30 protein-coding genes are annotated in these 22,284 nt (G+C 41.4%); 5 read left to right on the top strand and 25 right to left on the bottom strand.

Going from position 1 to position 22,284, the window contains the following annotated elements:
- Nucleotides 1–214 precede the first annotated feature (214 nt).
- Genes QM738_RS11440 through QM738_RS11425 form a run of 4 tightly spaced genes read left to right on the top strand, consistent with a single transcriptional unit; the run spans nucleotide 215 to nucleotide 5,139 of the window.
- Entirely contained in the window at nucleotides 215–1,252 is a 1,038-nt protein-coding gene (locus QM738_RS11440) for a LacI family DNA-binding transcriptional regulator (protein ID WP_462276850.1), read from the top strand.
- A 5-nt stretch (nucleotides 1,253–1,257) separates the two neighbouring features.
- Nucleotides 1,258–3,525 (top strand): polysaccharide lyase 6 family protein, encoded by a 2,268-nt coding sequence (locus tag QM738_RS11435; protein WP_462276849.1) that lies wholly within the window; start codon nucleotides 1,258–1,260, stop codon nucleotides 3,523–3,525.
- A gap of 2 nt (nucleotides 3,526–3,527) precedes the next feature.
- Nucleotides 3,528–4,358 (top strand): 5-dehydro-4-deoxy-D-glucuronate isomerase, encoded by an 831-nt coding sequence (kduI, locus tag QM738_RS11430; protein WP_462276848.1) that lies wholly within the window; start codon nucleotides 3,528–3,530, stop codon nucleotides 4,356–4,358.
- 28 nt (nucleotides 4,359–4,386) lie between these two features.
- Complete coding sequence (locus tag QM738_RS11425) at nucleotides 4,387–5,139, top strand: SDR family NAD(P)-dependent oxidoreductase (protein WP_462276847.1); 753 nt, start codon at nucleotides 4,387–4,389, stop codon at nucleotides 5,137–5,139.
- A 48-nt stretch (nucleotides 5,140–5,187) separates the two neighbouring features.
- Here QM738_RS11425 and QM738_RS11420 read toward each other — a convergent pair whose 3' ends face one another.
- Both QM738_RS11420 and QM738_RS11415 read right to left on the bottom strand, forming a co-directional pair.
- The gene (locus tag QM738_RS11420) at nucleotides 5,188–6,999 is read right to left on the bottom strand and encodes a glycoside hydrolase family 35 protein (protein ID WP_462276846.1); all 1,812 of its coding nucleotides are present in this window, start codon (nucleotides 6,997–6,999) and stop codon (nucleotides 5,188–5,190) included.
- Between the two features lie 28 nt (nucleotides 7,000–7,027).
- On the bottom strand, nucleotides 7,028–8,257 hold the full coding sequence (locus QM738_RS11415; protein ID WP_462276845.1) for a BaiN/RdsA family NAD(P)/FAD-dependent oxidoreductase: 1,230 nt from the start codon (nucleotides 8,255–8,257) through the stop codon (nucleotides 7,028–7,030).
- Nucleotides 8,258–8,313: 56 nt separating this feature from the next.
- Here QM738_RS11415 and QM738_RS11410 point away from each other — a divergent pair, with 56 nt between their 5' ends.
- The gene (locus tag QM738_RS11410; RefSeq protein WP_462276844.1) at nucleotides 8,314–8,904 is read left to right on the top strand and encodes a YiiX/YebB-like N1pC/P60 family cysteine hydrolase; all 591 of its coding nucleotides are present in this window, start codon (nucleotides 8,314–8,316) and stop codon (nucleotides 8,902–8,904) included.
- A gap of 118 nt (nucleotides 8,905–9,022) precedes the next feature.
- Here QM738_RS11410 and map read toward each other — a convergent pair whose 3' ends face one another.
- The 23 genes from map to rpsJ form a co-directional block, all read right to left on the bottom strand.
- Nucleotides 9,023–9,823, bottom strand: a complete 801-nt coding sequence (map, locus tag QM738_RS11405) for a type I methionyl aminopeptidase (protein WP_462276843.1) — start codon at nucleotides 9,821–9,823, stop codon at nucleotides 9,023–9,025.
- A 119-nt stretch (nucleotides 9,824–9,942) separates the two neighbouring features.
- Nucleotides 9,943–11,283, bottom strand: coding sequence for a preprotein translocase subunit SecY (secY, locus tag QM738_RS11400; protein ID WP_462276842.1), 1,341 nt, complete (start codon nucleotides 11,281–11,283; stop codon nucleotides 9,943–9,945).
- 75 nt (nucleotides 11,284–11,358) lie between these two features.
- Entirely contained in the window at nucleotides 11,359–11,808 is a 450-nt protein-coding gene (gene rplO, locus QM738_RS11395; protein ID WP_462276841.1) for a 50S ribosomal protein L15, read from the bottom strand.
- A gap of 150 nt (nucleotides 11,809–11,958) precedes the next feature.
- Complete coding sequence (gene rpmD / locus QM738_RS11390; RefSeq protein WP_462276840.1) at nucleotides 11,959–12,159, bottom strand: 50S ribosomal protein L30; 201 nt, start codon at nucleotides 12,157–12,159, stop codon at nucleotides 11,959–11,961.
- A gap of 60 nt (nucleotides 12,160–12,219) precedes the next feature.
- The gene (rpsE, locus tag QM738_RS11385; RefSeq protein ID WP_462276839.1) at nucleotides 12,220–12,738 is read right to left on the bottom strand and encodes a 30S ribosomal protein S5; all 519 of its coding nucleotides are present in this window, start codon (nucleotides 12,736–12,738) and stop codon (nucleotides 12,220–12,222) included.
- Nucleotides 12,739–12,821: 83 nt separating this feature from the next.
- Nucleotides 12,822–13,175 (bottom strand): 50S ribosomal protein L18, encoded by a 354-nt coding sequence (gene rplR / locus QM738_RS11380; RefSeq protein ID WP_462276838.1) that lies wholly within the window; start codon nucleotides 13,173–13,175, stop codon nucleotides 12,822–12,824.
- A gap of 110 nt (nucleotides 13,176–13,285) precedes the next feature.
- Entirely contained in the window at nucleotides 13,286–13,840 is a 555-nt protein-coding gene (gene rplF, locus QM738_RS11375) for a 50S ribosomal protein L6 (RefSeq protein WP_462276837.1), read from the bottom strand.
- Nucleotides 13,841–13,950: 110 nt separating this feature from the next.
- On the bottom strand, nucleotides 13,951–14,349 hold the full coding sequence (gene rpsH / locus QM738_RS11370; RefSeq protein ID WP_462276836.1) for a 30S ribosomal protein S8: 399 nt from the start codon (nucleotides 14,347–14,349) through the stop codon (nucleotides 13,951–13,953).
- Between the two features lie 131 nt (nucleotides 14,350–14,480).
- Complete coding sequence (gene rpsN / locus QM738_RS11365) at nucleotides 14,481–14,750, bottom strand: 30S ribosomal protein S14 (protein ID WP_462276835.1); 270 nt, start codon at nucleotides 14,748–14,750, stop codon at nucleotides 14,481–14,483.
- Between the two features lie 86 nt (nucleotides 14,751–14,836).
- Complete coding sequence (gene rplE, locus QM738_RS11360) at nucleotides 14,837–15,403, bottom strand: 50S ribosomal protein L5 (protein ID WP_462276834.1); 567 nt, start codon at nucleotides 15,401–15,403, stop codon at nucleotides 14,837–14,839.
- On the bottom strand, nucleotides 15,403–15,765 hold the full coding sequence (gene rplX, locus QM738_RS11355) for a 50S ribosomal protein L24 (RefSeq protein ID WP_462276833.1): 363 nt from the start codon (nucleotides 15,763–15,765) through the stop codon (nucleotides 15,403–15,405). Before rplX ends, rplE begins: the two co-directional genes overlap by 1 nt.
- Before the next feature lie 104 nt (nucleotides 15,766–15,869).
- The gene (rplN, locus tag QM738_RS11350; RefSeq protein WP_430987487.1) at nucleotides 15,870–16,238 is read right to left on the bottom strand and encodes a 50S ribosomal protein L14; all 369 of its coding nucleotides are present in this window, start codon (nucleotides 16,236–16,238) and stop codon (nucleotides 15,870–15,872) included.
- A 97-nt stretch (nucleotides 16,239–16,335) separates the two neighbouring features.
- The gene (rpsQ, locus tag QM738_RS11345; RefSeq protein ID WP_462276832.1) at nucleotides 16,336–16,593 is read right to left on the bottom strand and encodes a 30S ribosomal protein S17; all 258 of its coding nucleotides are present in this window, start codon (nucleotides 16,591–16,593) and stop codon (nucleotides 16,336–16,338) included.
- 22 nt (nucleotides 16,594–16,615) lie between these two features.
- Nucleotides 16,616–16,825, bottom strand: a complete 210-nt coding sequence (gene rpmC / locus QM738_RS11340; RefSeq protein ID WP_462276831.1) for a 50S ribosomal protein L29 — start codon at nucleotides 16,823–16,825, stop codon at nucleotides 16,616–16,618.
- 114 nt (nucleotides 16,826–16,939) lie between these two features.
- Complete coding sequence (gene rplP / locus QM738_RS11335; RefSeq protein ID WP_462276830.1) at nucleotides 16,940–17,359, bottom strand: 50S ribosomal protein L16; 420 nt, start codon at nucleotides 17,357–17,359, stop codon at nucleotides 16,940–16,942.
- Nucleotides 17,360–17,485: 126 nt separating this feature from the next.
- Nucleotides 17,486–18,286 (bottom strand): 30S ribosomal protein S3, encoded by an 801-nt coding sequence (gene rpsC / locus QM738_RS11330; RefSeq protein WP_462276829.1) that lies wholly within the window; start codon nucleotides 18,284–18,286, stop codon nucleotides 17,486–17,488.
- Between the two features lie 21 nt (nucleotides 18,287–18,307).
- Nucleotides 18,308–18,655, bottom strand: a complete 348-nt coding sequence (gene rplV, locus QM738_RS11325; protein ID WP_462276828.1) for a 50S ribosomal protein L22 — start codon at nucleotides 18,653–18,655, stop codon at nucleotides 18,308–18,310.
- 77 nt (nucleotides 18,656–18,732) lie between these two features.
- A complete protein-coding gene (rpsS, locus tag QM738_RS11320) occupies nucleotides 18,733–19,005 on the bottom strand; it encodes a 30S ribosomal protein S19 (protein ID WP_462276827.1) in 273 nt (90 codons plus the stop codon).
- Between the two features lie 91 nt (nucleotides 19,006–19,096).
- Nucleotides 19,097–19,936: a 50S ribosomal protein L2 gene (gene rplB / locus QM738_RS11315; RefSeq protein WP_462276826.1), complete on the bottom strand. Its 840-nt coding sequence runs from the start codon at nucleotides 19,934–19,936 to the stop codon at nucleotides 19,097–19,099.
- Between the two features lie 86 nt (nucleotides 19,937–20,022).
- On the bottom strand, nucleotides 20,023–20,325 hold the full coding sequence (gene rplW / locus QM738_RS11310; RefSeq protein ID WP_462276825.1) for a 50S ribosomal protein L23: 303 nt from the start codon (nucleotides 20,323–20,325) through the stop codon (nucleotides 20,023–20,025).
- A gap of 110 nt (nucleotides 20,326–20,435) precedes the next feature.
- Nucleotides 20,436–21,062, bottom strand: a complete 627-nt coding sequence (gene rplD, locus QM738_RS11305) for a 50S ribosomal protein L4 (protein ID WP_462276824.1) — start codon at nucleotides 21,060–21,062, stop codon at nucleotides 20,436–20,438.
- Between the two features lie 78 nt (nucleotides 21,063–21,140).
- On the bottom strand, nucleotides 21,141–21,758 hold the full coding sequence (gene rplC, locus QM738_RS11300; protein ID WP_462276823.1) for a 50S ribosomal protein L3: 618 nt from the start codon (nucleotides 21,756–21,758) through the stop codon (nucleotides 21,141–21,143).
- Between the two features lie 108 nt (nucleotides 21,759–21,866).
- Nucleotides 21,867–22,172, bottom strand: coding sequence for a 30S ribosomal protein S10 (gene rpsJ, locus QM738_RS11295; RefSeq protein WP_290339494.1), 306 nt, complete (start codon nucleotides 22,170–22,172; stop codon nucleotides 21,867–21,869).
- Nucleotides 22,173–22,284: the final 112 nt, after the last annotated feature.

The raw sequence follows: 22,284 nt of genomic DNA, 5'->3' as shown, positions 1-22,284 counted from the left end.
CTTTAGCGATGTAATATTAGTTTCATTTTGCGATGCAGTTCCCGGAAGAGCATTTTTAAAATATCTATATTTTATCAAAATTCTTTAGACAATCATTAACGAAATGATCAAATCATTATACAGCACACAAATATTTTTTACGGGAACGCTACCGGTAACGCTACCGGTAATCCCGTAAATTTCTTTGTATTAGATTTACAAAAAGATTGCCTGTATGAACAAACCTGCAACTATCAAAGACATTGCAAGGATGTTGAAGATATCCACTTCCACCGTTTCAAGGGCGCTGCGTGATGCCACCGATGTAAGCAATGAAACAAAGAATGCCGTTAAAAAACTATCGGAAGAACTCAATTACCAGCCCAACAAATTTGCACTCAGCTTGCAGCAAAAACAAACGCATACTATTGGTGTATTGGTACCCAACCTTGATTATGTATTGGCCACCATGGTAAAAGGCATTGATGAAGTGGCGCTGGAAGCAGGTTACACTGTAATGGTTTGTCAAAGCAATGAATCATTCGGCAGGGAGATCGTAAACACCCGGCGGTTGATGGATAGTCTGGTGGATGGTTTTATTATTTCTGTAAGCAGTGAAACAAAAGTGTTCGATCACTTTAAAAAGATAGTGGACAAAGGCATGCCGATGGTGATGTTTGACCGCCTGATTGAAAATGTAAAAATGCCGAGTGTACGGCTGGACAATAAAGATGGAGGATTACAAGCTACAGAACACTTGCTGGAACAGGGTTACAGGCGCATTGCCATTTTAGCCGGTCCAAAAAATTTAGGTATCAGTAATGAAAGAATGGATGGCTATTTAGCCGCACTGAAAAAATATAAAATTAAAGTTGATCCAGATCTTATCATCCATTGTGATTTTAACCAGGATTACGCTTATATCGCCACCAAAGAATTACTGAATATGAAAAAGCGGCCTGATGCCATTTTTACCATCAGCGATCGTATGGCCATTGGCGCTATGCTGGCCATTAAAGAAAAAGGATTAAAAATGCCGACAGATATCGGCCTGGTTGGATTTAATAATGAACCGGTAACAAAGCTGGTAAGTCCGCAGATAAGCAGCGTGGACCAACCTGCATTTGAACTGGGAAAAGTTGCTGCCAAACTTTTTATAGAAAGCATGCACAACAACGAGGACATGAGCAATGTAGATGAAGTGCTGAAACCTAAATTACACATCAGGGAATCTTCATTAAGAAACGCCGCAAAGAACGGCAGAACAAAATAAAAAATATGATACGCTTGTTTGCACTGGGTTGTTGCCTGTTATTTACTGTAATAACAATGGGCGAAACCATTACCGTAAAAAATATCGATGAACTTAAAAAGGCCAATGCAGCAGCAAAGGCCGGTGATATCATCGTACTTAAAAATGGTATATGGAAAGATGTGAGTATTGAGCTGAATTGCAATGGCACAAAAGATGATCCTATCACTTTTAAAGCAGAGCAGGCCGGTAAAGTACAGATCAGTGGCCACTCGCAGTTGAAATTGGGTGGCAGCTATATTGTGGTGGAGGGGCTTTATTTTACAGAAGGATATGCTGGTGATGCCGTGATCGATTTCAGGATCGATAAAAAACAACTGGCCAATAATTGCCGCGTTACCAATACGGTGATCAATGATTTTAATAACCCAAAAAGACTGGATGAAAATTACTGGGTGGAGTTTTATGGCAAGAACAACCGGGTGGATCATTGCACTTTTCAGAATAAAAAAAATATGGGTGTATTAATGGCAATTATCCTGGATGATGACAGGAGCCGCGAAAATTTTCATTCTATTGATCATAACTATTTTGGTTTTCGTTTGCCGCTGGCATCTAATTCAGGGGAAATGATCCGCATCGGCGTTTCACAACACTGCGAGTTCAATTCCAATACACAGGTGGTAGATAATTATTTTGAACACTGCGATGGAGAAACAGAGATCATTTCTGTAAAATCATGCAGCAACGTAGTGCGCAATAATGTATTTAAAGAATGCCAGGGTGGTGTGGTGCTGCGCCATGGGCATTACAATGTAGTGGAGAATAATCTTTTTTTAGGCAATGACAAACCCGGCACCGGTGGTGTACGTATCATCAATCGTGGGCAATGGGTGGTGAACAATCTTTTTTATAAATGCCGTGGCGTTGGTTTCCGCTCCCCGCTTTCGTTGATGAACGGCGTACCCAATTCACCGGCATTCCGCTATGTGGCTGTAACGGAAGCAGTAGTGATGAACAACAGTTTTTATAATTGCACGCCTTTCAGTTTGTGCGAAGGAAGCGATACAGAAAGAACCGTAGTGCCCAGCCACGTGATCTTTGCAAAGAATATTTTTTATAACGACAGGGATAAAGTGATCTATAATAAATACGATGATATCAGTAAGATCTCCTTCAGCGAAAATGTTACCGGCAACCCTGTTACACAAAGCCTCGCCCCTGGTTTTACCAGGATGGCATTAACTGTTTCCAATGCAGGTAATTTTAAAATTCCGGAAGCCCGTATAGAAGTTGCCGACAGGATACCAGATTCGTTAACAGCGCTTGCCAAAGTAAAACTGGCCGGGCATCTTTCATCAGCGCCAGGCCTCTCAGATGAAAAAGCAATAAAAAATATTGAAGCGAACAATAAAAAAAATTCCGGTGCCAAATGGTTTGAAGAACCCACTATGCACATCATGCTGGAAGCGGTGGAAATAAATTGTGCAGATGGCAAGTCATTGACCGAAGCACTAAGCAACCCGGCCGCTAACCCAACACGGATACATTTAACAGGCAGCAATTACCAGGTCGATCAGCCCATTATCGTTGCAGGGAATATCACTATTACATCCGCAAAAAAATCAGTAAAAATTTCCACTCCATCAGGCGCAGGGTTCAATCTTTTACAGGTAAAAGCCGGCAGCAGGCTCACGATCACAGATACAAAATTTGACCTGGGAGGATTTCATGGAAGCAATTTCATCACTGCCGATCTTACCGGCAGCAGCAATCACAGTAACCTGGTGATAACCGGCAACACATTCACCAATTTAAATGGTACTTTATTCAACGCAGCAAAATCGACAGTTTTCGACAGTATCATTATAAAGAACAATGCTTTTAACAGCAATACCGGCACCCTGTTCAACTTTAATAACGAAACAGATAAGAAAGGTTATTATTCAGTAGAACAATTAAAGATCACTAACAATACCTTCTCCGGTAACAAAGGGCAATTACTCGGAATGATAAGAAGCGGTAATGATGAAAGTACGATGGGGCCGCTGTTATTATTTAAAAACAATGTCGTTGGCAATTGCAGCAGCGAAGCGCCGTTGATCAGTTTGTACGGCACACAGCTATCAACTATTGAATACAATCGTTTTATGGCCAGCAACACAGCCGGTACATTGGTGCAATACGAAGATGCGGTACGTGCTGTGCACAGCATCAACAATAATTCCATCACAAAATCCGGCAAGATCATCACCAACAAATTTGTAACCAGTAAAAACAATACCATCAAATAATCATGAAAATTTATCACCAGGTTCATCCTGAAGATTTCAGCCATTACAAAACAAAAGATATCCGCGAAAAATTCTTAGTAGAAAATTTATTATCGCCGGATAAAGTGGAATGTGTGTATACGCATTACGACCGCATGGTAGTAGGGGCCGCTTATCCAGTAAACAAGGCTTTAAAACTGGAAACATATGACCAGTTGAAAGCAGAATATTTTCTCAGCAGAAGAGAAATGGGTATACTGAATATTGCAGGCTACGGAAGCATAACCGTGGACGGAGAAAAATTTGCACTGGAAAAAATGGATTGCTTATACATTGGTATGGGTAAACAGGATATTGTTTTCAGCAGCAACGGTGCAGCAAGCCCAGCAAAATTTATTTTCTTCTCCTGCCCTGCGCATCAGTCTTATCCCACAAGATCAATGAAACCATCAGAAGCAATGCCTGCTGCAATGGGAAGTTTAGATAACAACAACGAACGCACCATCAATAAATACATTCACAATGATGGTATAAAAAGTTGCCAGTTGCTGTTAGGTGTAACCAGCTTTAAAAAAGGCAGCATCTGGAATACCATGCCACCGCACCTGCACGACAGGAGGATGGAATCTTATTTTTATTTCGATCTGCCCGAAGAGCAGCGCATCATTCATTTTATGGGCGAAGCGGATGAAACAAGGCATATCTTTTTAAACAACGAGCAGGCGATATTATCACCCAGCTGGAGCATTCACAGTGGTGTGGCCACGGCAAGTTATTCTTTCATCTGGGCAATGGCCGGTGAGAATATGGCCTTTACTGATATGGATGCAGTGCCATTAAAAACATTGCAATAAAATATTTACAACACATAAAACTAATGTTATGAAATTAAAAGGAAAGACAGCGATCGTAACCGGTGGAGCAAGGGATATTGGCAGGGCGGTATCGCTGAAGCTGGCAAGTGAAGGCGCCAACGTGGTGATCAATTACCTGAGCAACGAAGAAATGGCCAATGAAACGCTGGAACTGGTAAAGAAAACCGGTGGTAATGCCATTACTGTAAGAGGTGATGTTACACTGAATGCGGATGCAGCAAATATTGTGGCCGCAGCACAAAAAGCTTTTGGCAACGAGATACATATTTTAGTGAATGTAGCCGGCGGCCTGGTGGCAAGAAAATTACTGGCAGATATGGAAGAAGATTTTTGGGATTACGTGATGCGCCTGAATGTAAAATCTGCGTTCTTGATGACGAAACATGTGGCGCCATTAATGCCGGTTGGTTCAGCCATCGTTAATTTTTCATCACAGGCAGGCCGCGATGGCGGTGGCTTTGGTGCATCCGCCTATGCAACAGGCAAGGGCGCTGTCGCAACATTTACCCGTGCTATGGCAAAAGAATTAGGCCCCAAGGGCATTCGTGTAAACGCCGTGGATCCGGGTATGATCGCTACAGCCTTTCATGATAATTTTACCAAACCCGAAGTAAGGGCTAATGTAGCCAATGCCACTCCGCTAAAGAGAGAAGGAAAAGCTACGGAAGTTGCAGACCTGGTTTGCTACCTTGCCAGCGATGATAGCAGTTTTATCACCGGCGCCAATATTGATATCAACGGCGGTACTTATTTTTCTTAAAGCATTTATAAAGAGTGGGCAAGTTTTAAAACTTACCCACTCTTTTATCTATTCCAGTTCTTTCTTTCCCTCTACACTCGCCGCTGTATTCTGCAGCAGGTCGAACACTACAATATCATTGGCCCCTTTCTTTAACCAGCCTGCAGGGCAATACAAACGTTGCTGTGGACCTACGTTCCAGTAACGGCCCAGGTTGTGGCCATTCACGTATACTATGCCCCTGCTGTATTTACTCATGTCAAAATACGTATCACCGGTTTCCGTTAAGTTAAAATTTCCCTTATAAAAAACACCGTTCTGCAAACCTTCGGGGTATTTAGGTTTTATTGCAGCCACCGTTTTTTCATCCATCGGTAATAAATAAGTTTGCCAGTCCATCAGCGTCATACCGTTAAGGGTTACACGATCTGTGATACCCTTCCGGTCGATCATGTATTGGGCGAAATTAATGTGCCCCATGCCTTCCACTAAAATATCCAGTTGCGGATCTTTACTGTCCGAACGGGGTATCTTGATACTCCACCTGCCACCATCCCTGTGAATGGTATCAATTAATTTTCCATCAATGAATACCATCGCAAAATCATGTGGTTCGGTAATGGTAAGCGTGCCGCTTTTATGACCGATCAGTTTGGTACGGTATAATATTAAGCCCTGGTTCTGGTTATAATACTCCATCGGCTTGGGTTGTGGCGAAGCAATGGGCTGCGGCAATTCCTTCCACACAGCACTGATAGCGGATAATTGTATGGGTGCAATTGTAATTGTTTTTATAGGTGCAGGTACATCAGGAATTTTATAGCTTACATATTTGCTGATCAAATTACGCAGCATATAATATTTAGGTGTGGCATTGCCCTGTTCATTAATAGGCGCATCATAATCGTAGCTGGTAATATCCGGCTGAAATTGTGTTGGACTGAATGCATTGGCCCCCGCCGTAAATCCAAAATTGGTACCTCCATGAATTACGTACAGGTTGAATGATCGGTTATTCTTCAACAGGTATTCAATTTCTTTTTTTAATCCATTGGTATCAGGTCGCTGCCAGTTTTCCTTCCAGTGTGTAAGCCAGCCGGGATAAGTTTCGGAACTGAATGCAGGTACATTGGGATTGTGTTTCGTGGCCGCATCAAAATTCTCATCATTGCTGCCCGAATCCAGTCCTATAGCCGCTCCTTCTACATTCCCCGCATCCAGCATAAAATCGGTTGGCCCGTCGGCGGTATAAAAAGGGCCGGTAATGCCATTTTGTTCCCATAGTTTCTTTAAAGTTTTCAGGTACACTTTATCATTGGCATAACTGCCGTACTCATTCTCTACCTGTGTAAGAATTATGGGGCCGCCATTATTGCACAACAGTGGTTTTAATTCTTTACTGATCGCCGTTACATAGCGCTTCAGGGCAGCCATATAACGGTCATCCATACACCGTATTTTAATATCCGGTATCTTTAAAAGATAGGTAGGTAATCCACCCCAGTCCCATTCTGCACAAACATAAGGGCCCGGCCTGGCCATTACCCACATGCCTTCTTCCTGGCATATCTTTATAAATTCAGCAATATTGCGGTTGCCTGTTTTAAAATCAAAAACGCCTTCTTTTATTTCGTGGTAATTCCAGAAAAAATAAGCCGCAATGGTATTACAACCCATGGCCTTGGCCATTTGTATGCGGTGGCGCCAGTATTCCTTCGGTATACGTGCCGGGTGCATTTCGCCGCTGATGATGCGGAATGGTTTTCCATCCAGCATAAACTGCGTTTTGTCAAAAGAAAAAACATGCTTTTGCTGTGCCTGTAATTGTATAAGCCCTAATAAAAAGCAGCTTACCAGTAAGATCCGTTTCTGTAAAAACATATATGCTATTTAAAATTTAGTCTGATTTTTATTCTAACGTACTGATCGTTTTAGCAGCGATCCATCCTGTTGTCCACGCATTCTGAAAATTAAAGCCACCGGTAATACCATCCACATCCATCACTTCGCCGGCAAAGAACAAACCCGGCACCTTTTTACTCTGCATCGTATTATGATCGATCTCGCTCAGCAAAATGCCGCCTGCCGTTACAAACTCTTCTTTAAAAGTGGTCTTGCCCTTTACAGCGAATTCCTGCGCACATAAATTCTTGATCAGCTTATTCTGTTCTTTCCCCGGCAGGTCGGCCCAGCGGATATCTTTTACAACCCCCGATTGCTCCAGTAAATATTCCCACAATCTTGCAGGTAACTGAAAGGGATTGCGGTTGACGATCTTTTGTGTGGCAATTTCAAAACGTAATTGTTGTAATTTTTCCCGCAGCGTATTTTCGTTGAAAGATGATAACCAGTTGACAGTAATAGTGAACGCATAATTCTTTTGCTGCAATTCCCTTGCACCCCAGGCAGACAATTTTAATATCGCAGGCCCGCTCATACCCCAATGTGTAATTAGTAATGGCCCCTGCTCCTGCAGTTTAGTTCCGTTGATCTTTACTGAGACATTTTCCGCAACTACACCCATTAAAGCTGTAATAGCGTTGCCCGGCATGTTGAAGGTGAATAAAGAAGGTACTGGCTCTTCAATACTATGCCCAGGTTTGGTAAGCCAGTCAAACTGTATCGTTTTCGGGTAGCCGCCACCGGCACAGCAAATATAATTTGCTTCCAGTTTTCTTTCTCCCTGCAGCTCCAGTACAAACTTGCCGTTGTTATGGTTAATAGTTTTTACTTCGGCATTCATTAAGATATTCACCTGGTATTTGTTGGCTTCCTTCAGCAGGCTGTCAATAATGGTTTGTGATGAATCTGTAACGGGGAACATCCTTCCATCCGCTTCCGTTTTTAATGCGACGCCTCTTTGCCTGAACCATTCAATGGTATCCGTAGTAAAAAAATGATGAAATGCCTTTTTTAAAAAAGAAGCGCCACGGGGATATTTCTTTACCATATCCGCAATGCTGAAACAGGCATGGGTAACATTGCAACGGCCACCGCCGCTTACTTTTACCTTGCTCAATAACTTACCCGTTTTTTCGACAAGGGTCACCTGCAAAGCCGGGTTCATCCTTGCCGCATTTACTGCACAAAAAAATCCGGCTGCTCCACCGCCGATAACTACCAGGCTTTTTTGATTCATTGATCTATTTTGTATCTTAACGATTAAAATTACAACTAAACCCAAACAGTTCATCAATGGCAGGATCAATTACCAAAAAGGAGCTTAAAAAAATGCCGGTTATCCCTTATGATAAAATAAGGGACCAGTTAAAAACCGGTAATATCTTTTTCAGCAGTGGCAGTTATGCTTTTTCGGGGGTGATACAAAAGCTTACCAAAAGCACCTGGAGCCATGTAGCCGTGATTTATAAAGATGAGGAACTGGGCAGGGTGCTGGTGCTGGAAGCAGAACCCAATGTGGGCATACGGTTAATTCCTTTATCCAAATACCTGCACGATTATAAAGGCAAAAAGCGGCCTTACAAGGGACAGATCGCCATCGCACAGTTAAATATTAATTTAGATAAGGAACACCTGAACAGGGGTATCAGCTTTGGCCTGGATGAATTGACAAGACCCTATGATAATTACGAGATCGTACGCATCATGGTCCGTATATTATTTCATATCAGTAAAAGAGAACGGAATAAGAATTATATCTGCAGCGAATTAGTAAGAGACATCCTTGCAAAAAGCGGCGTCATCATGCAATACCAGGATACCTATATCAGCCCCGATAATATATGGAAAGATGCAAGGGTGGAAATGAAGTACAGGATCTTGTGAGCAGTCAGTGGTCAGTAGTGAGTAGTCAGTGATCAATAAATATTGAGGTCTTGAACTATACAATTATTCTTTGGTAAGTACGGTCCCCACTCACTATTCACCACTGACCACTCACGCCTCAATAGTCGGAGGAAAGATTAGCATTCGCTCTCTCCGCCGCTTCAATTTCTGCAAAAGAAGAAAGAATATCCGCCTTACCTCTTTGAATAGCAACATTGTGTTCGTAGTGCGCTGCGGGTTTGCCATCTTCGGTTCTGATGGTCCAGCCGTCTTTATCGTGGTAAATATTTTTAGTACCCATGTTGATCATCGGCTCAATAGCGATCACCATGCCTTCTTTTAATTTTTCACCCGTACCACGTTTGCCATAATTAGGCACCTGTGGCTCTTCGTGCAGTTTGCGGCCAAGGCCATGCCCCACCAGCTCCCGCACCACGCCATAGCCATGTTCTTTTTGTGTATAATGCTGAATGGCATAAGCAATATCACCTACACGATTGCCATGCACAGCCTTCTCTATGCCTTTATAAAGCGATTCCTTGGTTACACGCAGCAGTTGTTTTACCTCAGCACTCACCTCACCTACCGCGAACGTATATGCGCTGTCACCATGAAATCCATTTTTAAATACCCCTACATCCACCGAAACAATATCACCCTCCTTTAAAGCATCCTTTGTAGGAAAACCGTGTACCACTGCATCATTCACCGACATGCAGCAGGCATAAGGAAAATCCTGGTATCCTTTAAAAGAAGGAACAGCGCCGTTATCCTTTATAAAAGTATCAGCAAACTGGTCCAGCTCAAAGGTCGAGATACCCGGCCGTATGATCTTAGCCACTTCTGCCAGTGTTTTGCTTACCAGCAGGCTGCTCTCCCGCATCAATTCAATTTCCGCCTTAGATTTATAATGTACCATAACCCGGTCTTTAAGGATAATTATAGTTTGATCAAATGTTGTTAATTAGAACAAAACCCCGACAATTTAGTTGTCGGGGCCTGCGTATTTTTTAAGTCCCCAAACAGGGGATGTATCAATTACATGGTTGTAGCTGCCTGCCTTCCCTGTATCCTTCCACTGTTCATCAAACCATCGTACTGGCGCATCAGCAATTGTGTTTCTATCTGCTGTAAGGTATCTAAGATTACACCTACCATGATCAGTAATGAAGTACCACCGAAGAAGGTAGAGAAGCTCTGCTGCATATCTTTAAAACCTAACTGGCAAAGACCCGGTAAGATACCCACCAGTGCCAGTAATACAGCGCCCGGTAAAGTGATCCTGTCCATGATAGTACCAATATAATCTGCAGTAGGCTGGCCAGGTTTTACGCCGGGAATAAAGCCGTTGTTACGCTTTAATTCATCTGCCATTTGCTTCGGGTTAAAGATCAAAGCTGTGTATAAGAAGGTAAATGCAATTACTGCAACAGAGTAGATCAGCATGTACCATACATTGGTATGATCGTTCAGGAAGTTGTTCTGTCCTGTTTTACCCAAACCAGTGATAAAAGCGATCAGGAACAAGATAGCCTGTGCAAAGATGATCGGCATAACACCGGAAGCATTTACTTTCAGTGGTAAAAAGTTCCTGGCACCACCAAACTGGCGGTTGCCAACAATTTGTTTAGCGTAGTTAACAGGAACCCTTCTTGTACCTTGTATCAGCATGATCAGGCCCATGATAACAGCGATCAGGAACACGATCTCGATCATCATGATCAACAGACCACCTGCACCTCTAACAGTTCTTGCTGCCCATTCCTGTGCAATAGCCTGTGGTAAACGGTTCAGGATACCGATCATAATGATGATAGAAGTACCGTTACCCAAACCTTTATCAGTGATCTTTTCGCCCAGCCACATTACAAACAAAGTACCTACAGTTAAGATGATAACAGTAGAAGCCCAGAAGTAACCGGTATAAGCAGGGATCAATGCCTGGTTATAAGTAGAAGTTAAGAAGCTGATATAAGCGATGGCCTGGAAAGCAGTAACACCCACGGTTAGGTAACGGGTCCACTGGTTGATCTTCTTCCTGCCGCTTTCGCCTTCTTTCTGAATCTTGGCGATCTGCGGTACCAGGATGGTCATCAGCTGCATAAAGATAGATGCAGAGATATAAGGCATGATACCCAATGCAAAAATAGAAGCCCTGTTAAAAGAACCACCTACAAAAGTATCCAGCAGGCCAAGTAAGCCGCCAGATGATTTGGAGTTACCTTTCTGCAGTTCAACCAGTGTATTAGGATCGATACCAGGCAACACGATATGTGTACCGATGATATAAATGAGAATGAGCAATAACGTAAAAGTGATCTTACTACGCAACTCCTCAATACTCCAGATATTTTTAAGTGTTTTTATGAACTTCTTCACAGATTTAAAACGGTTTAAATGTTTTGCGCTAAATTAAAAATGACCCCGCGGGCGGGGTCTGCAAATATCGTGAAATTATTTTACTATCTCAACAGAACCTCCGGCAGCTTCAATAGCAGATTTTGCCTTTTCGCTCACCGCATTTACTTTGAAACTGAATTTGCCTTTAAGTTCCCCGTTTCCTAGAACCTTAACGCTGTCAAACTGGCTGATCAATCCGTTGATATATAAATTCTGTAAGTTAAACTCTGTGATACCGTATTTTTCAGAAAGATGATCGATCTGGCCGATATTGAACACTTTAAATTCAACACGGTTGTTGTTTTTAAAACCGCGTTTAGGGATACGGCGCTGAATAGGCATCTGGCCACCTTCATGAGCCATTTTGCTCTTATAACCGGCACGGCTCTGTCCACCTTTATTACCTTTGGTAGAAGTACCACCTTTACCGCTTGCTTCACCACGGCCAATCCTTTTTTCTTTGTGCGTTGCGCCTTTTGCAGGCCTCAGTGTGTGTAGTTTCATTTTATCTTGATTTTGTACTTACGGGGAATCACCCCTCGCTTTAGTAATTAATAATTGTATAATTAATAATTGATAATGTTCTCAGTGGATGCGTCAGACAGTTACTGAAATGAAATAATTATTCATTATCTCATTATCAATTATTCATTTTTACGCTAACTCTTCAACTTTTACAAGGTGGCTTACTTTAGTAACCATACCCAATATCTGTGGAGTAGCTTCCACTTCTACAGAAGCATTCATCTTTTTTAAGCCCAACGCTACCATTGTTCTTTTCTGGCGCTCCGGTCTGTCAATTACACTCTTAATTTGTGTTACTTTTATCTTTTTCATAATAAAGTCATTTGTCATTGGTCATTAAGTCATCGTCATCAAGATCAGCAAAATGACTTAATGACTATTGACTAAAATTTATCCGTTAAATACTTTCTTTAAAGAAACGTTACGTGTTTTTGCAACAGCAACAGGTTCACGCAAAGTAGCCAGTGCTTTAAAAGTTGCTTTAACCACGTTGTGTGGATTGGCAGAACCCAGGTTCTTAGCCAACACGTCGGTGATACCTGCAGCTTCCAGTACCGCCCTCATACTACCTCCTGCGATCACACCAGTACCATGGGCAGCTGGTTTGATATACACTTTAGCAGCGCCTTCTTTGGTCAGCTGATCGTGTGGAATAGTACCATGGCTCAAAGGAACTTTGATCAGGTTCTTCTTTGCATCTTCAATACCTTTTGTAATAGCTTCCTGCACTTCTTTTGCTTTACCTAAGCCATGTCCTACAACACCGGCTTCGTTACCTACCACTACTAAAGCAGAAAAACTAAAAGCACGTCCGCCTTTGGTTGTTTTAACAACACGGTTGATTGCAACCACTTTATCTTTTAACTCCAGGTCGCCGGCTTTTACTTTGTTTAAAATTACGTTTGACATTTATATCGATTTACGATTTTAGATTTACGATTTCAGATTTGTTTTGTTTGTGCAGATAAATCTAAAATCTGCAATCTGCAATCTTAAAATTGCAGTCCGCCTTCCCTTGCACCTTCAGCAACCGCCTTCACACGTCCATGATAGATATAACCACCACGATCAAAGATCACAGTGCTGATACCCAGTTCTTTTGCTTTAGATGCAATAGCAGCACCAACCAGTTTGCTTTTTTCAGTTTTAGGCGCTTTTTGAGCAGCGATATCTTTTTGCTTGGAAGAAGCAGCAGCTAATGTTACACCACTGGCATCATCAATTAATTGTGCATAGATATCAGTATTGCTCCTGAAAACGCTTAACCTTGGTTTTGCAGCAATACCACTCACCTTTTTACGGATGCGGTATTTGATTTTAATTCTTGCGCTACTTTTTGAGTTCATGATCTTTTATTTTAGTTGCTCCGATACTGCCGGAACTGTTTTGTTAATTGGTTTACTTGTTTATTAGTTTATTGGTTTTACTATTTATACTAATTAACTAATTAACTATTTTATTTACCTGCAGATTTACCAGCTTTTCTCCTCAACACTTCACCTGCAAATTTCACACCCTTACCTTTATATGGTTCTGGTTTACGTAAGCTCCTGATCTTTGCACAAACCTGTCCGATCAATTGTTTATCCAGGCTTTCAAAGTGAATCATCGGGTTCTGACCTTTTTCCTGGGAAGTGGTCACTTTTAATTCTTTAGGAATTTCAAACACGATGTTGTGAGAATAACCTAAAGCAAGGTCCAGCAGGTTGCCCTGGTTAGAAGCTTTATAACCCACACCCACCAGTTCCAGTTGTTTTTTGTAACCTTCAGTTACGCCGGTAACCATATTGTTGATCAAAGCACGATACAAACCATGCATTGCACGGTGACGGATCTGCTCAGTAGGACGGGTAATATCCACATTACCGTCTTTTACTTCAATTTTGATATCCCTGTCAACAGCTTGTTTCAATTCGCCTTTCGGACCTTTTACAGTTACGATATTATCGTTGCTAACTGTGATCGTTACACCTGAAGGGATAGTTACCGGTTTTTTACCTATACGAGACATAATTTTTATTTTTTGTTTCTGACCGGTCAGCCTGCTATAGGTTCGGCTTAATGTATCAGAAGTTAGTATTAATTTTTATTTGCTCCTTTTCCCCCTTTAGGGGATAGGGCTTAGTAGATGTTGCAAAGGATCTCTCCGCCTACATTCTGCGCTTTAGCTTCTTTATCGGTCATTACACCTTTAGAAGTAGAAACGATCGCCACACCCAAACCATTCTTCACACGTTTGAATTCTGCTGGTTTTGCATACGTACGCAAACCGGGGCGGCTCACCCTTTCCAGGCTCTGGATCACAGGTAATTTGGTAGAAGGATCGTACTTCAAAGCGATCTTGATGATGCCTTGTTTCTTATCTTCTTCAAATTTGTATTTTAAGATATAACCTTTATCGTATAAGATTTCAGTGATACGTTTTTTCAAATTGCTTGCAGGGATCTCCACAATACGGTGATTTGCCATTTGAGCGTTGCGTATCCTTGTTAAATAATCTGCTATAGGATCAGTAACCATTGTTATTTTAGTTAATTGATTAAATAAATTTTTTCAATGCGATATCCAGTATCGTTGTTCGGTTTCTGTTGATTGTTGTCCGTTAATATGTATACTTTCAACTATCAACTTTTAACTATCAACTGTATTTATTACCAGCTTGCTTTTGTTACACCCGGGATCTTACCCTGCAATGCCATATCACGGAACTGGTTCCTGGAGATACCAAAATGCCTCATATATCCCCTTGGTCTGCCGGTTAACTGGCAACGGTTCCTTAACCTTACAGGAGATGCATTTTTTGGTAACAGGTCCAAAGCTGAATAATCGCCTGCTGCTTTTAAAGCTGCTCTTTTTTCAGCATGCTTTGCAACCAATGCTTCACGTTTTCTCTGCCTGGCTTCAATTGATTTTTTTGCCATATTATTGATTTGGAGATTTGATGATTTGAAGATTTGGAGATAACGTTATCGTCACATTTCCAAATTTCAAAATTTTCAAATCGGTTTTATTTTTTAATGTTTTTAAAAGGCATACCCAATTCTTTCAACAGTTCATACGCTTCTTCATTTGTCTGGGCAGTAGTTACAAAAGTGATATCCAGGCCAGTGATCTTATTTACCTTATCGATATCGATCTCCGGGAAGATGATCTGTTCAGTAACACCTAAAGTATAGTTACCGCGGCCATCAAATGATTTATCATTGATACCTTTAAAATCACGTACACGTGGCAGTGATACAGAAACCAGCCTGTCCAGGAATTCGTACATCTTAACTCCACGCAGCGTAACCCTTGCACCAATTGGCATGTTCTTACGCAGCTTAAAGTTAGAGATATCCTTTTTAGACATCGTCGGTACCGCTTTCTGACCAGTAATGTTGGTTAACTCGTCAACAGCAATATCGATCAGTTTCTTATCAGTTACAGCGCCGTTCACACCACGATTCAAACAGATCTTGGTGAGCTTTGGAGCCTGCATAACAGTTTTATAACTGAATTTTTTCATTAAAGCAGGTACAACTTCTTTGCTGTACTTGTCTGCTAATCTCGGATGGTTGGTTGTTGTGCTCATTATTTGATTACCTCCCCTGATTTTTTAGAAATTCTAACTAATTTTCCGTTTTCGCGGGTGCGTTTTACTTTAGCCGGTGCACCTGCTTTCGCATCCCAAAGCATTACATTGCTGATAGCAATAGGCGCTTCTTTCTTTACGATACCACCTTTTGTATTCTGAGAAGTTGGTTTGGTATGTTTGGTAACGATGTTAACACCTTCCACCAACACACGGCCTTTCTCTAAAATAACTTCCAACACTTTGCGTGGCTTGTAATCATACACGCCCTTATCATTCTTCTGTGCTTTTCCTTCACCAGAAATAACGATAACCGAATCGCCTTTTTTAATGTTGTACTTTGGTTTAAATCTTGTGCTCATTTTTATTTAGCTTTTAGCTTTTGGCTGTTAGCCTTCAGCTGATTAACTTTTCTATTTAAATGCCCTCGCTAAAAGCTAAAAGCTAATAGCTAACGGCTCGCTTCTTACAATACTTCCGGTGCCAATGAAATGATCTTCATGTAACCTTTATCACGCAATTCACGGGCCACTGGGCCAAAGATACGTGTACCCCTTGGCTCGTCAGAAGCATTCAGCAATACCACTGCATTGTCATCAAAACGGATATAAGAACCATCTTTACGACGCAGTTTATTCGTTGTTCTTACGATAACAGCTTTACTAACTGTTCCTTTTTTAATACCACCGGCAGGCATAGCGTCCTTAACTGTCACTACAATCTTATCGCCAATTTTGGCATAGTCCTGACCGCTGTTTCCCAGCACACGGATGCACAATACTTCTTTTGCACCGCTGTTATCTGCTACGTTTAATCTGCTTTCTTGCTGTATCATTTTATTTTAGCTTTAAGCTATTGGCTTTTAGCCTTTAGCTGATTAACTTATTTGTATGCCTGGCTAATAGCTAAAAGCTAAAAGCTAAAGGCTTAAATTATTTTACTTTCTCAACCACTTCCACCAGCCTCCAGCGTTTTGTTTTGCTCATCGGCCTGGTTTCCATAATTTTCACGGTATCGCCAATGCTGCACTCATTCTTTTCATCATGAGCGTGGAACTTTGTACTTTTCTTTACAAACTTTCCATAAAGCGGATGCTTTACTTTCCTTTCAACATTAACAGTAATGGTCTTATCCATTTTATTACTGGATACCACTCCTAATTTTGTCTTTCTTAAATTTCTTTCAGCCATTGTATTACTTTTTATGGTTTAATTAAAAACCTAATTGTGTTTTTCTTAATGCGGTTTTCAGCCTGGCAACATCCCTTCTTAAAGAACGGATGCTCTGTGGATTCTCCAGTGGAGAAATTGCATGCGCAAATGTCAGCTTCTTCAAACGCAGCTCATCTTCCTGGATCTTTGCTTTCAGATCAGCTTCGCTTAATCCGCTAAGGCTTTTTACAAAATCAACTTTCTTCGCCATGGTATTATTAATTTGATAATTTGCTAATTCGATAATGTGCTAATTTTCTTAAACACCTACCTACTTATTTTTTCATCAGCACATCAGCACATCTGCTAATTGGCTAATTGTTTTTTATGCCTGGAAATCGTGACGCACTACAAATTTGGTCAGGATCGGTAATTTTTGTGCAGCTAAAGCAAATGCTTCTTTTGCCACCTGCTCTGGTACACCATCGCATTCAAAAATGATACGGCCTGGTTGTACTACAGCAGCCCATCCTTCAGGGTTACCTTTACCTTTACCCATCCTCACCTCAGCTGGCTTAGCAGTAACCACCTTGTCAGGAAATACCCTGATCCAAACATTACCTTCCCTCTTCATGTGACGGGTCAATGCCTGACGGGCACTTTCGATCTGGCGGTTTGTTAACCAAACACTGTCCAGTGCTTTTAAACCAAAAGTTCCAAAGGCTAAGGTAGCTCCACGCTTGGTTTCGCCCTTCATCATTCCCCTTTGTGTCTTCCTGAATTTTGTTCTTTTCGGTGATAACATCTTATTTCGATTTTTGATTTCCGATTGCAGATTTTAGATTTTTCTATACTGCAACCAGGTCTCTAATTCTTTAATTGTTTATTTTTTTAAATCTGAGATCGCAAATCTGCAATCTCAAATCCATTTTTATCTTCTTCCACCGCCACCACGGTTGCCACCGCCTCTCCTGTCTCCACCACCGCCCCTGCGGTCATCACCACCCCTGCGGTCGCCTCTTCCTTCAAATCCACCTTGTCTTTCGCCGGCACCACCTTCTTTACCACCACCTGCAACTACGTTAGGGTTCAGATCTCTTTTGCCTAATACTTCACCTTTACAGATCCATACTTTCACACCGATCTTACCATATACAGTCAAAGCAAATACATTAGCGTAATCGATATCCATACGCAGGGTATGCAATGGTGTACGGCCTTGTTTGATCTCTTCGCTACGGGCAATTTCAGCACCACCTAAACGGCCACCTACTTTTACCTTGATACCTTCTGCACCCATTCTTAAAGCAGATGCAATAGACATTTTGATCGCCCTTTTGTAGTTGATACGATTTTCCAATTGACGGGCAATAGTATCAGCAACAATATTTGCATCCAGCTCAGGACGACGGATCTCCAGGATGTTGATCTGTACATCATCTTTGCTGACTAATTTCTTCAACTCTTCTTTGATCCTGTCCACTTCTCCACCGCCTTTACCAATAATGATACCTGGCTTTGAAGTGTGGATAGTGATGATCAGTTTATTCAGCGTACGCTCAATAACGATCTTAGCAATACCACCCTTGTTGATACGGGCGTTCAGGTAGTTCCTGATCTTATGATCTTCAATCAGTTTTTTTGAGTAATCCGATTTATTAGCGTACCAGTTACTGTCCCAACCACGAATGATTCCTAACCTGGCACCTATTGGATTTGTTTTTTGACCCATATTACTTAGTTAAATCTTTTATTAATTTTTAGTTGCTTTAGTATCTACAATTACTGTTACATGGTTGCTGCGTTTGCGAACCCTGTAACCACGACCTTGTGGAGCAGGACGCATACGTTTGATAACTCTTGCACCATCCACCATGATAGTTTTTACTACCAGGCCGTTCTCATCACCACCTTCGTTCTTGGCTTTCCAGTTGCTGATGGCAGATACCACCAGTTTGCGTAAAGGAACTGCGGGATGCTTTGGATTATGTTCCAAAACTGCTAATGCTTTTTCCACTTCCATACCACGGATCAGGTCGGCCAGCAAACGCATTTTGCGGGGCGATGTGGGGTAATTGTTCAATTTTGCTACTGCTTCCATTTTTTTTATTATTTCGGGTTCCGGGTTCCGGGTTCCGAGTTTATTAAACCCGTAACTCGTAACTCGTAACTTTTTTATTAAGCTATTTTCTTACTTGAGTGACCTCTGAAATTCCTTGTTGGTGCAAATTCACCTAATTTATGACCTACCATAAATTCAGTTACATAAACAGGAATGAATTTGTTACCATTATGCACCGCGAAAGTCTGTCCAACAAAATCCGGGGTGATAGTGCTTCTCCTGCTCCAGGTTTTGATAACACCTTTCTTTGCTTTTCCGTCGATCATAGCAGCAACTTTAGCTTCCAGCTTTGCTTCTACGTAAGGACCTTTACTTAATGAACGAGCCATGTTTTATTAATTTGATAATTTGATGATTTGGTAATTTGATGATGAAGGCCATAATTTTCAAATCGGCTCATCAACAAATCTTCAAATTGTTTTACTTACTTAATTTTTTACCGTTCCTTCTCTGGATGATCATCTTATCAGATCCTTTACCACGTGTACGTGTGATCTCACCTTTAGCATATTTACCTTTACGGCTGCGTGGGTGACCACCTGAAGCCCTACCTTCACCACCACCCATCGGGTGATCTACTGGGTTCATCGCTACCGCCCTTGTACGTGGACGGATACCTTTCCACCTGTTACGGCCGGCTTTACCCATGCTTTCCAGACTGTGATCGCTGTTACTAACAACACCTACAGTAGCGTAGCAGTTGATCAATACTTTTCTTAATTCGCCGCTTGGCATTTTTAAGATCGCATATTTATCTTCCTTGTTGCTCAGCTGTGCAGAGGTACCAGCGCTTCTTACCAGGATACCACCCTGGCCAGGCTGCATTTCTATATTGTGTACGTTAGTACCTAAAGGCATGTTTTTAAAGATCAAAGCATTACCCAGTTCAGGAGCAACCTCATCACCGCTTATAACGGTCTGGCCTACCTGTAAACCCTGTGGCGCAATGATATAACGTTTTTCACCATCAGCATAGTTCAGCAAAGCGATGAATGCAGTACGGTTTGGATCGTACTCGATGGTTTTAACCACTGCAGGGATATTCTTCTTATCTCTCTTAAAATCAATTACACGGTACATGGTCTTGTTTCCACTGCCCATGTAGCGCATGCTCCTTCTACCCTGTGCGTTACGTCCTGCTGTGCTCTTTTGTTTTTCAACCAAAGATTTTTCCGGTACGTTCGTAGTTACCTCTTCGTATGCATTACCGATCCTCCATCTTGTACCGGCTGTTGTTGGTTTGTATTTCCTAAGTGCCATTTTTAATCAGTTTTTATTTTCAATTTTTGCGGTAATTGAATACCATTCTTTAATTAATGTTTTGCCTTTTCATTTAAGGGTGGGGCTTAAATGCCGCTGCCGTACAGGTCAATTGTTTCACCTTCTGCAACAGTAACGATCGCTTTCTTTTTAGAAGGCTTGCGGCCTACGATAAATCCGGCTTTTGTATACTTTGCTTTTGCTTTTGAAGGAACAACGATCGTGTTCACATCGCTCACCTGTACACCATAAAACTGTTCTACAGCTTTCTTGATCTCCAGTTTGTTCGCTTTCTTATCCACCACAAAAGAATAACGGTTTTGTTTTTCTGTTTGCTTATTGGCCTTTTCAGATAAGATCGGCTTTATTAAAACGTCAGACGGTTTCATGTCTTTTTAATTTGATAATTTGATGATTAGCTAATGTGCTAATTAAAAACAATTTTAAATTTTCTTCCTTTCAATTAGCTAATTATCACATCAGCTAATTATCACATTATTTATGCTTCTTCTGCTGTAAATACTTTCGCTGCATTTTCAGTCAGCACCAGTACGTTGGCATTTACAATATCGTAAGTGTTCACGTCCCTGATCAATGAACCATTTACATTGGCAACATTGCGCAGGCTTAAATACAGGTTGTCGTTGTTTTCAGGAATCACGAACAAAGACTTTTTACCGGCAACACCAATGTTCTTCAGCATAGTGGTAAATTGTTTTGTCTTAGGTGTTTCCATCTGTACATCTTCCACCACTACAATAGCATTTTCTTTTGCTTTATAAGCCAAAGCGCTCATCTTAGCCAGGGTCTTCACTTTCTGGTTCAGCTTAATATCATACTTGTGCGGTTTTGGGCCAAAGATGGTACCACCACCTTTGTACAAAGGGTTACGCAGGTTACCCTTACGAGCGCCACCGGTACCTTTTTGTTTGTGCAGTTTCTTAGAAGAACCATGCACTTCCATACGGGTCTTTACCTTGTGCGTACCCTGGCGTTGTGCGCCCTGGTATTGTTTTACTGCCAGGTAAATAACGTGGTCGTTAGGTTCGATACCAAAAATCTCTTCTGGTAACTCAACCGTTCTGCCGGTCTTTTTTCCTTCTATACTTAAAACGTCTACTTGCATCTTATTTAATTTGCTGATGAGTTGATTTGGAAATTTGCTGATTCAATCATCACATTTTCAAATCTTCAAATCAAGTTTTTATTTTTGAATTAAAACGATTGAACCGTTATGGCCCGGAACGGAACCACTTACCAGTATGTAATTTTTCTCAGCGAATATTTTTACAACTTTCAATCCTTTCATTGTAACCCTGTCCTGGCCCAAACGACCGGCCATGCGCATACCTTTGAATACACGGCTGGCATCAGATGAGTTACCGATAGAACCCGGTGCTCTCTGGCGATCGTGCTGACCGTGAGATTGTTCACCCACACCACTAAAGCCATGGCGTTTTACCACACCCTGGAAACCTTTACCTTTTGTAGTACCCACTACTTCAATTTTTTCACCTTCGGTAAAGATGTCGACAGTGATGGTTTCACCAACAGCTTTGTCAATTTCGCTATCGCGTATTTCCTGAACGAATTTTTTAGGAGCAGTCTGTGCTTTGGCGAAGTGCCCGGTTTCTGATTTAGAGGAGTGCTTTTCTTTCTTATCGCCGAATGCTATCTGGAGAGCATTATAACCGTCTGTTTCCACGGTTTTCTTTTGCGTTACAACGCAGGGACCAGCTTCGATAATAGTTACAGCAGTTTGCTTACCTGTTGTATCGAAGATACTGGTCATACCAATTTTCTTTCCAATAATACTTTTCATTGTATCTTGTTTTTATCCAGCGCTCCATTTATTTAAGGAGATGGATGTTCATACTTTTTTTCTTTTTAAGAACTTAGCCAATGCTTCCCGAACATTTTCGGGAGTCCATTATGCTTTGATCTCAACATCAACACCACTTGGTAAGTCTAACTTACTTAAAGCATCTACCGTACGGCTGCTGCTGGTGTAAATGTCTAATAAACGCTTGTGTGTACACAGTTGGAACTGTTCACGGGCCTTCTTGTTAACGTGAGGCGCACGCAATACAGTAAATATTTTCTTATGAGTAGGTAAAGGAATAGGACCTGTTACCACTGCACCTGTACTGCGAACAGTTTTTACAATCTTTTCGGCTGATTTATCAACTAAATTGTGGTCGTAAGACTGTAATTTGATTCTGATTCTCTGTGACATATGTAAAGAACTTTAAAATTTCCTTTTTTTAATTTGGAGTGCAAAGGTAATGCGTAAAATTGATATAGCAAAAGGAATGTGGAAAGTTTTTTTGGCGGTGGAAAAATTATTC

The organism is Ferruginibacter sp., from assembly GCF_049840995.1.
Taxonomy (GTDB): domain Bacteria; phylum Bacteroidota; class Bacteroidia; order Chitinophagales; family Chitinophagaceae; genus Ferruginibacter.
Note: the sequence above shows the minus strand (reverse complement) of the source record. Positions and strands in the feature narration are given on the sequence as shown.